Raw genomic sequence first — 12,817 nt, 5'->3', positions numbered from 1 at the left:
TGCCGGGGTGTTTTGCGTTGAAACAAAACAGGTATCAGCACGTTAAACAGATGTTGCGCCGCCGACAGAGGCAGTGCGCGAGCCGAAGTTGTTCGTTCTGCAAGGGGTGCCAGATGCTTTCATGGATTGAACAGCATGCCACACTGCTTCAGGTCGGGGTCAGCATTGCCACCCTTTTGATCTGGATTTTCTATGCGCAATTGCTGTTTCTAAGCTATCGCCGGGTTCGTCGCCCGAAAATCGTCATCAACCAGATGCTTGGTAAATCCGACAAGGCGCGCTTTCTGATCAGTAATATGAGCCAGGAAGCCATTCATATCGACAAGGTGCTTGTCTGTATTGGCGATGACACACATCAGGTTTGCGAACAGGTCACAGATACCGATCCGGAAATCGATTTTAAAAATGACGAGGACCGCAAATCTGCCCATGTGGCACGCCTTGATGAACTCACCGTGCAAGGCCCGCTGGAATCAGGAAGCTGTATCGAGCTGGGCGCGCTGCAAAAACTTATGCGGCGCATTACGCAGCAGGCCCGTGCGAACGATCAACCTGATCCGGCAAATGAGCAAGGGCAGTGTCGCATCGAAATCATCGTTATTGCTGTCTATAGTTCGGAAAAGGGCGTGATTGGTGCTGGTCGGGCCTTTGTTTCCGACGATGACGGGCAGTTGCGCCCCGAACAGGTTCAGACAACCCAATATGCCGGATTTTTCGCGCGCAGACGCATGGCCCGCCTGCATGCGCAATATGCCTGATCCGGTCAATTGATCGCCAAAACGCATACGGGCCCCGCAATGGGGCCCGTGTTGTTTGTTCGATTGGCGCGATGCTATCAGGCAGCCGTTTTGGCATCCTCGGATTTGATGACCTTGTGATTGTCTTCGTTCATGCCAAGCTTCCAATAGCTTGAAATATAAAGATCATCCCGGCCAAGACCCCGGTCTTCACGGAAATAGCGGCGCAGTGCCTGCATGGATGTAAATTCGCAGGCGGTCCAAACCGATGCGCGGCCATCTTTCCAGGGGATGTTTTTCACAACGTCACTCAGTGCGGTATTGCGTTCGCCCGGATGCGGATTGATCACCCATTCAATCGTGATGTTGTCGGGCTTTTTCAAATCCTGCATGTCGCCTTCTGACTGGACCTCGATCACCGCATAGCCGTGCGCGTCAGATGGCAGGGTTTCCAGATTGACCGAAACCGCGGGAAGGGCGGTCATGTCGCCAACAATCAGGAACCAGTCGGCTGTTGGATCGACCAGTTTCTTCGGGCCGGGGCCACCAATGGTGATAACATCACCCGGCGCACAATTGACCGCCCAGTTCGAGGCCGGACCGCCATGATCATTGTCATCGGATCCATCGCCATGCATGACGAAATCGATATCGATCTCGCGGCCCTGATCGGTCATGCGGTCGTGACGCACGGTATAGGTCCGGCGCAAAACGCGGCCTTTTTCGTCACCTTCAATCGGGAAGATCAGTTTGACATAGGCGCTTGCCTGATCTTCGGGGAAATCCTTCATGCCATCCCCGCCAAGGGTGACGCGCAGCATGTTGGGGGTGACATGGCCTTTTCTGATCACGGTCAGATCGCGTGGGGCTGGTTTGTTCATTTGTTCACTCCTTGGTCCTCGGGATCGTTGTCCGCGAAGTCCAGTTTCTTGCATTTGTGGGTTTCCAGATTGTCCGACATCAGATTGGCGATCTCGACAAAATCATGGATCTGCTGAGGCGTGAGACCGCTTGTCATGCGTGATCGGACTTCTTTTTCAACAGCGCGGAAATCTTCCATTTTCGTGCTGCCCGCGGCCGTCAAATGCAGGGTTTGGCTGCGTCGATCTTCGGGGTGCGGGCGGCGTTCAATCAGCCCGCCATTTTCAAGTTCTTTTAAAAGCCGTGTGATCCGGCCTTTGTCCTGACCGGATTTTTCGGCCATTTGTTGGGCGGTGATGCCGGGAATGCGCATAATCCATTTCATCACCCGCTTGTGCGAGATCGGCATGGGCATGTCGGCTGCCTGCATGGCATGCATCAGTCTGCGCTTATAGGCATGGACCAGCCGATGCAGCGTTTCGCCCGGAACGTGGACCTGATCTTCGTCGATCATGGTTTTGTCTTTCATTCTCATACGTTTGCCGCAATCAATCCGGTGCGAAGGGCATGGCGGCGACCTTCGCAAATCAATGCTGCCAGAACGGCCGATCCACTGGCAACCCACAGGATGGTCTGCAGGTCAAATGTGCCGCTGGTGCCAATCAGGATGGCGGCCAGGGCTGCACCAATGGACTGACCTGTCAGGCGTGCGGTGGCCAGTAACCCGCTGGCACCCCCTGCGCGATCGCGCGGGGCACTGGTCAGCAACAGGCGGTTGTTGGGCGCCTGAAACAGCCCGAACCCGGCCCCGCACAGCGCAAGTGTGGCAACCGTTGCGCCGTATCCATCAATATTTGCGGCCAGCGTGATGCCATACAGCCCGGCGGCAAACAGGCCCATGCCGACCCCGGTCAAGTGCACCGGGGAATAGGCGTCAGAAAGTTTTCCGGCCAGCGGGGCGATAATTGCCGCTGCCACAGGCCATGGCGTCATCAAAAGGCCAGTCAGGGTCGGGCTATATCCCAATACATCGTGGAAATAGAACGGCAGGGTGACGAACGCAATCATCAGGGCGCAAAAACCGGTAACCGATGCTGCAATCGAACAGGCAAAGACCGGCAACCTTAACAGATCAAGCGGCAGCATCGGTCGGGTGCGCGTCAATTGACGGCGCACCAGAAACACCCCGGCAATCAGCGATGTCGCAAATTGTGCCGCAATCAGCACCGGATCGCTTTCAATGCCGATATTGCCAAGGGCGGCCACCAGCCCGCCAAAGGCAAGGACGTTAAGGATCGCACTGATGTAATCAAACCGTGCGCGGCTTGGCTCGGTAAATGGCAGGCTAAAGAAACCGATGACAATCGCCAGAACCGACAACGGCAAATTGATCAAAAACAGCCAGTGCCAGGTGCCGACCGCCAGAATGGCCGAGGCAATGGTGGGGCCGGCAGCAGCCGATACCGATACCGTCATGGCGATCCAGCCAATCGCCATTCCCAGTTTGGCCTGTGGGAAGATATGGCGCATCAGGGCGGGGTTGATGCTCATGATTGCGGCGGCACCAAGGCCCTGCAATACACGGGCTGCGGTCAGAAATTCAATATTTGGGGCCATGGCACACAGGGCCGATGACACACCAAAAAGACCAACCCCGACAAGATTGATCTTGCGAAAGCCAATCGCCTCGCCAAGGGCGGAAAGCGGCAAAAGTGCGACCACGATGGAAAGCTGATAGGCGGTTACCACCCAAATCGCATGGGCCGGGGAAACGCCCTGATCATTTGCAATGGTCGGCAACGCCACATTCATGATCGTACCATCAAGCACTGCCATCATGATCGTGACCAGAATGGCAAGGGATGCATAAAACCGCCGGGGTTTTGGCAATCCGTCAGGGTAAATTTCCGTTGATATACGAAACAGTCCGGGCATGGGGCAGGGGTGCTTTCGATCTGGGGCGCGTGGCGTTTAAAGGCGACGAAACCTCGCAGGGTGGCGCGAGGAGGGTTTTGAAACCGCCAACACAACAATCGACATCATCAAACGTGGGGCGTTTTGGCGAGTGTTGTGTTGGGCAATTGGTTGACACAATCAACTACAATGAGATAGTTGATTATGTCAACTATAAATTTGCGAATGGATCGCAATATTCTGACGGAGGTATGCGTTCAGGGATGATAAACCGGTCACAGGGGCTTTGACCGCGCGGGTCTATTTTACCCGAAAAACATCATAGAAAATGTGTTTCCTGTCGCCGAAATCTTCGTGGTTCGGCAGATAGGGCATGGGATCGGAATGGGAAATCAGGTCCCACTTTTTTGCGCGTGTGGTGGCCTGAATGGCCTTGATGAAGGCATCGTCATACAAATCGGTGCGCTGGGTAAAACAGACTATTCCACCCGGTTTGACCACGCGGCAGAACTCCGAAAACAGTTGCCTGGTTTCGCGCACATAGGTAAGCGTCCCGATGCATTGAACGGCAGCAAAACCATTGTCGCCAAAGGCCAGCGTCTTGTTCATGTCGCGCTTTTTAAGGTGGCGATAGACTTCCTTGTCCTCGGCGGTTTGCAGCGACTCAAGGGATAGATCAATACCGGTAATGTCGGTGTATCCGGCCTTGGCAAGCTCAAGCCCGGTCAGACCCGTGCCACATCCGGCATCCAAAATCGGCGCATCAAACGCAACACCCTGTTCGCGCATGATCTCTGCCGCCCGCTTGGGCGCATCATAGCCCATCTTTGGCAGGTCGGCGTCATAGCTTTGCGCCCACTTGTCGTAATAGTCCGCCAATGTATTTGCATCGGCATTGGTCATGCTGGTCAGATCGGTTGCGGTAGCGGAAATATCCGCCTTGCTGGAATTGCCATTACTGGCACCCGTCATGGTTCACCTCACTGTTTTTGCTTTTGGATTTTTAATTTTGGAGGTGGGTATTAAGGCACATGGGATGCATCAATGCAAATTGCGCCTGACCTTACGCGTAGTATCGCGCGATGGTTTTGATGCGTATCATCATGGAAATACTGGGGAGGACAGATGATGAAATTCACACTGATTTTGGGGATGAGCGCCCTGTTCGCGCTTGGTGCGGACGCCATGCCGGTCAACGCAGCGCAACCGTCCATCGTATTTGATCAGATGGTTGAACATGGCGGCGGATGCCGTAAAAGCTCCCCACCCGGTCAGTGTTGCCACATGGATAACAAGGCGGGGTCGGTGCATTGCCACTAAGCATCGCTTTGGATGCATCATGGAACGGGCCGGGAGGCGTTGTTGCGCCAGCCTTTTCAGTGTATAATCTGCTCTGTATTTCAAAGGGATCTACCCATGGTGACGAAACAGCAGATAGCGGATCGCAAACGTAACGTCGCAAGCGCGATTGCCAGCCAGCATCTTGAAAGCATCGCCCCGGATCGCGAGACACTGGCAGATTTGGAACGCTTTGCCCAAGGGAAGCTTGAGATTTCCGACGTTCTTGCACGCCTGCAACACAGGACAAAACGTGTCGAAGTACAGTCTTGACGATCATTATCTTGACCCCGTTTCCAATATCCTCAGAAACAGGCTTGGCCTGACCAAGCAGGCTGAACTTGATCAGGTCGAGGCCGCTTTTGTTGCGGCGCGGACGATTGAATTATCCGGCATGTCTGATCGGTTTGAAGGCGTGGTGCGGTTTTCGCTTGCGCATATGCAGGCCATTCACCGGCACTTGTTTGGCGATGTTTATGGCTGGGCTGGGGAATTGAGAACGGTCGACCTTGCCAAGGGCGCAACACGGTTTGCCAATTTCGGTTTTATTGCGCGTGAGGCCGATAAACTTGTTGCGGGGCTTGAGAAAGAAAATTTCTTGCTTGGTTCTGACCCGAAGACGTTCTGTGACCGTGCCGGGTATTACATGGGGGAATGGAACGTATTGCATCCGTTTCGCGACGGAAATGGGCGCACACTTCGGGAATATGTCGGTCAATTGGCATGGCGTGCCGGGCATGTTTTGCGGTGGGACAGAGTAGAGCGGACGGAACTCGTTGAGGCATCTATTGCCGCCTATAACGGCGATCACCTGCCTTTATCGGCGTTGCTGTATAGAAGCCTTGATAGCGTTGGCTTTCCTGCCGCCGTGATCCATCGCCTCAGTGCAGGCGAAAACCCGGTGCGGGTCTATCGCGAGCATTACGATATGACTCAGGACGCCTTGGGGGCGCAAGTTGGCGTGACCGGAACCTATATTGCTGCCATCGAACGTGGCGCTCGCCCGCTGTCAAAAAAACTGGCGACGAAAATTGCGTCCGTCTTCAAGGTGGATGCGGATGAATTGGAGGTTTGGTCGCAAGAGTGATCTTACTTGGTGAGTGGAAAATAAATCTGTCCCTTGCTCTTTATCCTTCATCTTTGGGTAGAAATAACACTCTTGTACTTTCTAGATAATTATCGAGCTATACGAAAGAGTCATTATGCAATTGAGAGAGATTGGAAAAATTACAAGCCTTGCTGACGCTGTGTCTGCGCGTGTAAAAATCAGTGATCACCCCAGGCAGTTCACAGCTTTCCGAGGTCAGGCCAACTATAGATGGAAACTTGAGCCAAAATTATTTCGGAGCTCAAGATGGAAGAGATATGAACACTCAATGATTAGGGATGTGATTTCTGCTCATCCACAAGAGTTTCATAATGATGAGACTATGTTAGATAAGTTGGTGAGGCTGCAGCACTATGGACTCCCTACGAGATTACTTGACGTAACGCTGAATTTTCTAATCGCTTTGTATTTTGCGTCCGAAGACCACCATGAAAAGCTACCAAATTCCAACCAAGCAGTCCCCCGGGATGGTGCATTGTTTGCAATGTCTGGATCAGACAAACTTGAAAAATACTATGATAGTGACAGTGTCAGTGTGCTGGCGAATTTGTCAAACTTAACTTCCTACAGAAAAGAGAACATAGTTACAGCTCTGGAAACATACTCAAAATCTGAACTTGAAGAATATCGAGAAGAACGAGATGTGGATCAGTTGGTTCAATTTATTAGAGCTGAGAAACCTTACTTCCGCAATCTCATCAATATGGATGACCTGACAAAAGCTTACTATGTAATCCCAAAGAAAAATAATCGGAGAATAATCGCGCAATCAGGGGGCTTTATAATTCTAGGGCTGAGCACAACAAATTTTAGTACTGTTTTCCCTAGAATGAAAACTGGCTTCTTTCGCATACCACATTCTAATAAAACCAAAATACGGGAGGATTTGGATAAGTTGGGAGTTAACGATGCTTTCTTGTTTCCGGAAATTGATAGAGCTGCTGCATTTGTTGCTGATCGATATAGAAAAAAATAGTTGTTCTTATCTACATGTTTTTAATAGACACCCACTTAACAAATACCCCCCCGTCGGCGCTTCCCAATCGACCATTTCGCCGAGGCAGTAGGTGCCCGGGCGTTTGATGAGTTGGAAATTCTCATCGAGTTCTTCCCAGGCGACACCGCCTGCGGTGCTGATGGCCTCGTCCAGTGGACGGGGCTTTTTGATTTGGAGTTCCAGGTTTTTGATGGCGGTGGCGAGTTGGGCCGGATCGTTCAGGGTTTCGCGCGGGGTGACTTCGAAAATAAGGGCCGTTTTGGTGGCATCAAGGCCTAGGGTTTTGCGGAGGTGATTGCCGAGTGAGTTTTTGCCGCGTGGCTTTGACAGGCGCTTGGTGACGTCTTCAAGTGTGCGGTCGGGGCAGAGGTCGAGGGTGAGGGTGCCGACACCGGTTTCAAGCCACTGGTCGCGGAGGGTTGCCGAGATGGCGTAGACCGCACTGCCTTCGATGCCGGTTTTGGAAATGACGAACTCGCCGCGCACGGTTTGGGTGCCACAGGCAAGCGTCACGGCCTTGACGGGTTGTCCGGCGCATTTATTGATCAGGTGGTCGGTCCAGTTAATCTCAAAGCCGCAATTGGCCGGTTTGAACGGGGTGCATTTGATCCCGGCATTGGTAAGGATTTCCATCCATTTGCCGTCTGAGCCCAGCCGTTTCCAGCTTCCGCCGCCCAAGGCCAGCACGGTGATGTTGGCGGTGGCGGTAATTTCGCCATCCGGGGTTTTGAAAACGGCCTGATCGGCGTCGTTCCAGCCGGTCCAGTAATGGCGGTAATGGATTTTACAGCCCAGATCATCAAGCCGCCTAAGCCAGGCGCGCAAAAGCGGGCTTGCCTTCATCGCGGTCGGAAATACCCGGCCCGATGATCCGACAAAGGTTTCCACGCCCAGCCCCGCGCACCATTGCCGGATTTGATCGGGGCCGAATTTGCGCAGGTGTGGTTCGAGGCGTGCGCGGGATGCGCCATAGCGCGTGAGAAACGTTTCCAGATCTTCGCTGTGCGTGATGTTGAGTCCCGATTTCCCGGCCATCAGGAACTTCCGCCCGGCACTTGGCATGCCTTCATAGATCGTCACCGCATATCCATCACCGGCAAGGCGTTCAGCCGCCATCAATCCGGCCGGACCCGCGCCGATCACCATGGCAGTTTTGCCATTGGGAGTGGGGCGGGCAGCAAGTGCGGCGGTGGTGTCTGCAGGGTGGGGCATGTTCGGCCTTGTGACGGGGTTAAGTTACTGTGGCGGTTTTATCGTGTTTCGCAGGGGGTGGCAATTTGTGCGGTGGTTTGCGGTGGAGGATGCCGCGCAAGGTCCCCGTACCCGCCTTCGCGGGCACAGGCTCTGCGCGGGGATGACGATGCGATCCGTTTGCCGTTTGGTTCCGTCATTCCCGCGAAAGCGGGGGGCTGGTGCCAAAGGTTCCACCAACAGGCGAAAGATCGTTTCGTGCTGTTTGCCTGTTTGGGGCAAAAGCCGCCAATCTGCGTGTGTTTGGCGCTAAACATTGGCAATTTGCAGGCAATTCGGCTACCAGATTGAGGAACAGATAATTGATCGAAAAAAAGACCCTGAGGAGGAAACATGCGTTCTTATGATCTGGTGACGGGGGCGGGCAAGGCTGCGCGTCGTTCGGTTCTGGCAATCGCGGTTGGCGCGGCTGTTTTTGGTGCGGGCGTTGCCCATGCGGCAGAGAAAATCAACATCGCCGCCCTGACATTCGTGTCAAGCTCCCCGCTGTTTATTGCCAAGGAAAAGGGATATTTCGAGGCCGAAGAGCTTGATGCGGAATTGACGTTTTTCCGTTCCGCACAGCCGGTCGCAGTGGCGATTGCATCGGGTGATGCCGATTTTGGCGTGACGGCCTTTACGGGTGGGTTCTTTAACCTTGCGGGTAAGGGCGCGCTTAAGGTGATTGGCGCGCAGCTTCATGAAGATGTCGGTTACGACGGTTCGGCGATTTTGGCATCGAACAAGGCATATGAAGCCGGTTTGACGTCGGTCGACAAGCTTGGCGGGCACAGCTTTGCGCTGTCGCAGGTGGGATCGAGCTTCCATTACATGATCGGCAATGTGGCCGAGAAAGCCGGTGTTGATATCGAAACAATGGAGCTGAAACCGCTTCAGTCGGTTCCCAACATGATCGGCGCGCTTAAAAGCGGGCAGGTCGATAGCATGATCATCGTCCCGCATATCGCCAAGCCGCTAAATAACGCGGGTGCCGCGCATATCATCGGCTGGGTCAAGGATTACGTGCCCTATCAGGTGGGTGGTTTGTTTACTTCAAGCCGCAATGTCGAAGAACGCCGCGATGTGGTCGAAAAATTCGTGCGCGCCTATCAAAAGGGTGTGGCCGATTACCGTGCGGCCCTGTTGGCAACCGATGGTGATGGCAATCTGATCGAAAGCGATACCACCGACGAAATTCTCGAGATCGTGCACAAATATGTCTACAGCGATCAGCCCGCCGAGAAGGCCTATCCGAAAATCCGCAATGGCGCGATGTTCATTACCGAAGAAGGCAAGCTTGATGTCGAAGACGTCAAGCAGCAGGTCAAATGGTATCAGGAACGCGGCTATGTTTCTGACAGTGCCAACCCGGATGACTTCATCGATACCAGCTTCATCGCCCCGCTGGGCCAATAAGCTGATGTGATTTTCCGACCGGGCCGAAAGACCGCCTTTCGGCCCGGTTGTCATTGATAAACTGTTTTCCCAAGCGCCCCGTATTTTTTAATTAATCAAGAGTTGGCCATGCGGCTTACCATTCAGAATGTCAGCCATCATTACGATCAGGTCGAGGCATTGCGCGACATTGATCTTGCAATTGAACCGGGCGAGGTCGTAGCCCTGATCGGGCCTTCGGGCTGTGGCAAATCCACGTTGTTGTCGATCATTGGCGGAATGCTTGCGCCCAGTCAGGGGGACGTCCTGATTGATGATCAGGCAAAGCCCGAAGGGTGCCTGAACCCGCTGACGTATGTGTTTCAGGATTTCGCATTGCTGCCCTGGCGCACGGTTGCAGGCAATATCAGCCTTGTTCTTGAAGACCATCCGCTGACCAAGGCCGAACGCGATGCCCGCATTGCCGAGGTGCTGGCGCAAACCAATCTTTCGGATTTTGCCAATGCCTATCCCAAACAATTGTCAGGTGGCATGAAACAGCGTGTTGGCATTGCGCGCGCGCTTGCGGTGCGTCCGGCCGTACTTTTGATGGATGAACCGTTATCGGCCCTTGATGCGCAGACACGCATTTTGCTTCTCGATGAATTTGCCGATCTGTTTGCACGCACCGGCATGACGGCGGTGTATGTGACTCATAACCTGAACGAAGCGGTGCGTCTGGCGCATCGGGTGGTGGCCTTGCGCCGTCGTCCGGGCACGATCAAGGAAATCCATAGCATCGATATCCCGATCAAGGATCGGGCTGAGGGCATGCCAGAACTTGTTGCCCACGAACAGGCCTTGTGGAACCTTATTCGTGATGAAGCGATTGCTGCGGACAAGGAGCTTGAAAATGTCGCGTGATGTTTCAAAAAATGCTCCGACCAATATGAAAAATCGGGAAAGCACGGAAAACACGGAAAATAAAGTCCGTTTCCGTGCCACGGGCTTTAACCCCAAGGCCAATCCGGTTGCCGCGTGGGGAAGCTTCATTGCCGTCATCGCGCTTTGGCAACTTGGATCGAGTACCGGATTTATTTCCGAACTCGCGATGCCAAGTCCGGTTGCGGTGGCCAAGGCGCTTTGGCAGTTGATTATATCGGGTGATCTTTGGCGTCATCTTGGCGCGTCGTTGCAGCGCCTTGTCGGCGGCTGGATTATGGGAACGGTCGCTGGTCTGATTGTTGGTTTTCTGGTTGGCATGTTTACCTGGGCGCGCTCGCCCGGTGTGGCATTGGTCTCGGCACTGTTCCCGATCCCGAAAATCGCACTCTTGCCGCTTTTCATCATCTGGTTTGGCATTGGCGAACCTTCCAAATTCGCCACCATTGCCTTTGGCGTATTCTTCCCGACCGTGATCAACACGTTTGGCGGGGTCGATAATGTCCAGCGCAACCTGATCCGCATGGGGCAAAGCTTTGACATGCCGATGACATCGGTTATTCGCAAAATCATCCTGCCCGGTGCGCTTCCAACCATCCTGTCGGGTTTTCGCATTTCGTCGTCTATTGCAATTATCCTGCTGATCGCTGCTGAAATGATCGGGGCGCAATATGGCATCGGCGCGCTGATCTTGGCCGCCGGGAACCTGTATCAGACCGATCAGTTGATTGCCGGTGTGGTGGTCTTGTCGCTTTTGGGCTTGTGTGTTTCGTGGCTTCTGGGGCGGCTGGATCGCTGGTTGCTGGCATGGCGATAAGAAGGCCAGCGATGATGAACGGAACCTGGGATATCCCGGCACAAGACGAACTGCCGCGCATCGTTGCGATGATGGAAGACGAGGCCTTCTATGACAAGATCGCGCGTGTGCCGGATGCGGATTTGGAGGCGGCCCTTGCCGGATCGCCGGATACGGCTCTTTGGGTGTTTCGGGTTGACGGGCGTGCTGTTGCGTATGCCTTTATGACCGAAATGGCGACCAAATACCCCAAACTTGATGAATTCGGTGTGTTTGAACGCGGGCGCGGATATGGCAAGGCGGCGCTTGATGCATTGGCAAGGAAATGTGCGAAAACGCCACGCTATGAAAAGCTTTGGCTGCATGTCGTTGATGGCAACGAGGCTGCGATGGCACTTTATCGCAGCCTTGGTTTCGGCGAGGAACTTTTCATTGCTAAGGGCTGGAAAACCCGGTCGGACAAGGTCGTTGATCAGGTGCGCATGTGGCTGAAGCTTGATCGCCTGCGCAGACCAGAGGACTAACGGTTGTCTTGTCTGAAGCGGGCCGGGGATATCCCGGTCTTTTTGGCAAAGAAACGTGAAAAATATCCGGCATCGCGAAAGCCCAGTTCATCGGCGATCTGTTGAATGGCGATGTCGGTATAGATCAGGGTGCGCTTGGCTTCCAGCATCAGGCGGTTTTGCACCACCTCGCTTGCGGTCATGCCATAGATGTCCTTGGCAATGCGGTTGAGCTGTGTGGTGGTCACACCAATTTCGCGGGCATAGAACTCAAGCGATTTATGCTGCTTGTAAAACGTTTCGACCAGCGTTTGAAACTTGCGGAATTTATCGGTTTTCCGTTCCTGGCGGGACAGACGCCCCGTCTTGCCCTGTGGGGCGCTGCGCCCGATATCGAGCAGCAACAATCCCAGAATATGACGCAGGGCAAACAGCCGCCCGGTATTGTGGCTGTAGTATTCCTGCACCAGTTGCGAAATCAGGAAATCGCCCGGATTGGGCGCGTCATCGCCGGGGTCGCCGGATGGGTGGCGCGTATCAACGCATATCGCGTGATCCAGACGGGCAAGCAATTTGGGCGCAGGTTCAAGAATTTCACGCAGGTGATGGTCGGTCAGCGATATCACCCAGCCATCAATATCATCACTGAACTTAAAACCGTGCACAGTGCCCGGTGGCACCGTGATCAATTGACCGGCCTGCATGGTCAGGTGTTGATCATCAAAGCTGATATCGGCCTGACCACGGGTGATATAAAGCAATTGAAACAGGTTGGTATGACGGTGCGGCTTGATATGCAAATCATGCAAGCGCGAGCGTTCCGGAATGCTTTCAAGATGGAAAAATTCCGGTTCGGTGACCGGTTGCGGGTCGGTGCCGGTCCGATCCCCCATCGCGGGCCGAAGGGCAGCGTCGCTTTCACCATAAAGCTTATAGATCGGGATGCTGTTGCGCATGGGCTTCTTGATATCGGGGTTTCGATTTGCGCAGTCTAGCGCGTTTGACAGGCGATCAAAA

Annotated in this window: 15 protein-coding genes; 9 read left to right on the top strand and 6 right to left on the bottom strand. The window is 54.0% G+C overall.

What is annotated here, in order from left to right:
- Nucleotides 1-113 precede the first annotated feature (113 nt).
- Entirely contained in the window at nt 114-758 is a 645-nt protein-coding gene (locus JF44_RS0115865; RefSeq protein ID WP_033069896.1) for a hypothetical protein, read from the top strand.
- Nucleotides 759-835: 77 nt separating this feature from the next.
- Here the strand turns inward: JF44_RS0115865 and JF44_RS0115860 are convergent, their stop codons facing one another.
- The 4 genes from JF44_RS0115860 to JF44_RS0115845 all read right to left on the bottom strand — a co-directional run bounded on the left by JF44_RS0115860 (nt 836) and on the right by JF44_RS0115845 (nt 4,484).
- Nucleotides 836-1,618: a siderophore-interacting protein gene (locus JF44_RS0115860; RefSeq protein WP_033069895.1), complete on the bottom strand. Its 783-nt coding sequence runs from the start codon at nt 1,616-1,618 to the stop codon at nt 836-838.
- Complete coding sequence (locus JF44_RS0115855; protein WP_238318473.1) at nt 1,615-2,127, bottom strand: MarR family winged helix-turn-helix transcriptional regulator; 513 nt, start codon at nt 2,125-2,127, stop codon at nt 1,615-1,617. Before JF44_RS0115855 ends, JF44_RS0115860 begins: the two co-directional genes overlap by 4 nt.
- Nucleotides 2,128-2,129: 2 nt before the next feature.
- Nucleotides 2,130-3,533 carry an MFS transporter gene (locus JF44_RS0115850; RefSeq protein WP_052065974.1) on the bottom strand — a complete coding sequence of 468 codons (1,404 nt, stop codon included), beginning with the start codon at nt 3,531-3,533 and terminating at the stop codon, nt 2,130-2,132.
- Between the two features lie 279 nt (nt 3,534-3,812).
- Nucleotides 3,813-4,484 carry a class I SAM-dependent DNA methyltransferase gene (locus JF44_RS0115845; RefSeq protein ID WP_033069894.1) on the bottom strand — a complete coding sequence of 224 codons (672 nt, stop codon included), beginning with the start codon at nt 4,482-4,484 and terminating at the stop codon, nt 3,813-3,815.
- A gap of 153 nt (nt 4,485-4,637) precedes the next feature.
- Here JF44_RS0115845 and JF44_RS0115840 point away from each other — a divergent pair, with 153 nt between their 5' ends.
- The 4 genes from JF44_RS0115840 to JF44_RS0115825 all read left to right on the top strand — a co-directional run bounded on the left by JF44_RS0115840 (nt 4,638) and on the right by JF44_RS0115825 (nt 6,934).
- Nucleotides 4,638-4,832, top strand: coding sequence for a hypothetical protein (locus tag JF44_RS0115840; RefSeq protein WP_081944468.1), 195 nt, complete (start codon nt 4,638-4,640; stop codon nt 4,830-4,832).
- A gap of 96 nt (nt 4,833-4,928) precedes the next feature.
- Nucleotides 4,929-5,123: an antitoxin VbhA family protein gene (locus JF44_RS0115835; RefSeq protein ID WP_033069893.1), complete on the top strand. Its 195-nt coding sequence runs from the start codon at nt 4,929-4,931 to the stop codon at nt 5,121-5,123.
- Entirely contained in the window at nt 5,104-5,937 is an 834-nt protein-coding gene (locus tag JF44_RS0115830) for a Fic family protein (protein WP_052065973.1), read from the top strand. The genes JF44_RS0115835 and JF44_RS0115830 overlap by 20 nt, the downstream gene beginning before the upstream one ends.
- A gap of 115 nt (nt 5,938-6,052) precedes the next feature.
- Nucleotides 6,053-6,934 carry an FRG domain-containing protein gene (locus JF44_RS0115825; protein WP_033069892.1) on the top strand — a complete coding sequence of 294 codons (882 nt, stop codon included), beginning with the start codon at nt 6,053-6,055 and terminating at the stop codon, nt 6,932-6,934.
- A gap of 6 nt (nt 6,935-6,940) precedes the next feature.
- Here the strand turns inward: JF44_RS0115825 and JF44_RS0115820 are convergent, their stop codons facing one another.
- A complete protein-coding gene (locus tag JF44_RS0115820) occupies nt 6,941-8,167 on the bottom strand; it encodes a TIGR03862 family flavoprotein (RefSeq protein WP_033069891.1) in 1,227 nt (408 codons plus the stop codon).
- A gap of 372 nt (nt 8,168-8,539) precedes the next feature.
- On the opposite strand from JF44_RS0115820, the gene JF44_RS0115815 reads away from it, so the two are divergent.
- From JF44_RS0115815 to JF44_RS0115800, 4 genes are all read left to right on the top strand, one after another.
- On the top strand, nt 8,540-9,601 hold the full coding sequence (locus JF44_RS0115815; protein ID WP_052065971.1) for an ABC transporter substrate-binding protein: 1,062 nt from the start codon (nt 8,540-8,542) through the stop codon (nt 9,599-9,601).
- A gap of 108 nt (nt 9,602-9,709) precedes the next feature.
- Nucleotides 9,710-10,483: an ABC transporter ATP-binding protein gene (locus JF44_RS0115810; RefSeq protein WP_033069890.1), complete on the top strand. Its 774-nt coding sequence runs from the start codon at nt 9,710-9,712 to the stop codon at nt 10,481-10,483.
- Nucleotides 10,473-11,318 (top strand): ABC transporter permease, encoded by an 846-nt coding sequence (locus tag JF44_RS0115805; protein WP_033069889.1) that lies wholly within the window; start codon nt 10,473-10,475, stop codon nt 11,316-11,318. The genes JF44_RS0115810 and JF44_RS0115805 overlap by 11 nt, the downstream gene beginning before the upstream one ends.
- 11 nt (nt 11,319-11,329) lie before the next feature.
- Entirely contained in the window at nt 11,330-11,821 is a 492-nt protein-coding gene (locus JF44_RS0115800) for a GNAT family N-acetyltransferase (protein ID WP_033069888.1), read from the top strand.
- Here JF44_RS0115800 and JF44_RS0115795 read toward each other — a convergent pair.
- The gene (locus JF44_RS0115795) at nt 11,818-12,756 is read right to left on the bottom strand and encodes a helix-turn-helix domain-containing protein (RefSeq protein ID WP_033070018.1); all 939 of its coding nucleotides are present in this window, start codon (nt 12,754-12,756) and stop codon (nt 11,818-11,820) included. The genes JF44_RS0115800 and JF44_RS0115795 overlap by 4 nt on opposite strands.
- Nucleotides 12,757-12,817 lie beyond the last annotated feature (61 nt).

It is taken from the genome of Thalassospira australica, from assembly GCF_000763295.1.
GTDB classification, from domain to species: domain Bacteria; phylum Pseudomonadota; class Alphaproteobacteria; order Rhodospirillales; family Thalassospiraceae; genus Thalassospira; species Thalassospira australica.
This window is presented reverse-complemented; position numbering and strand designations above follow the sequence as displayed.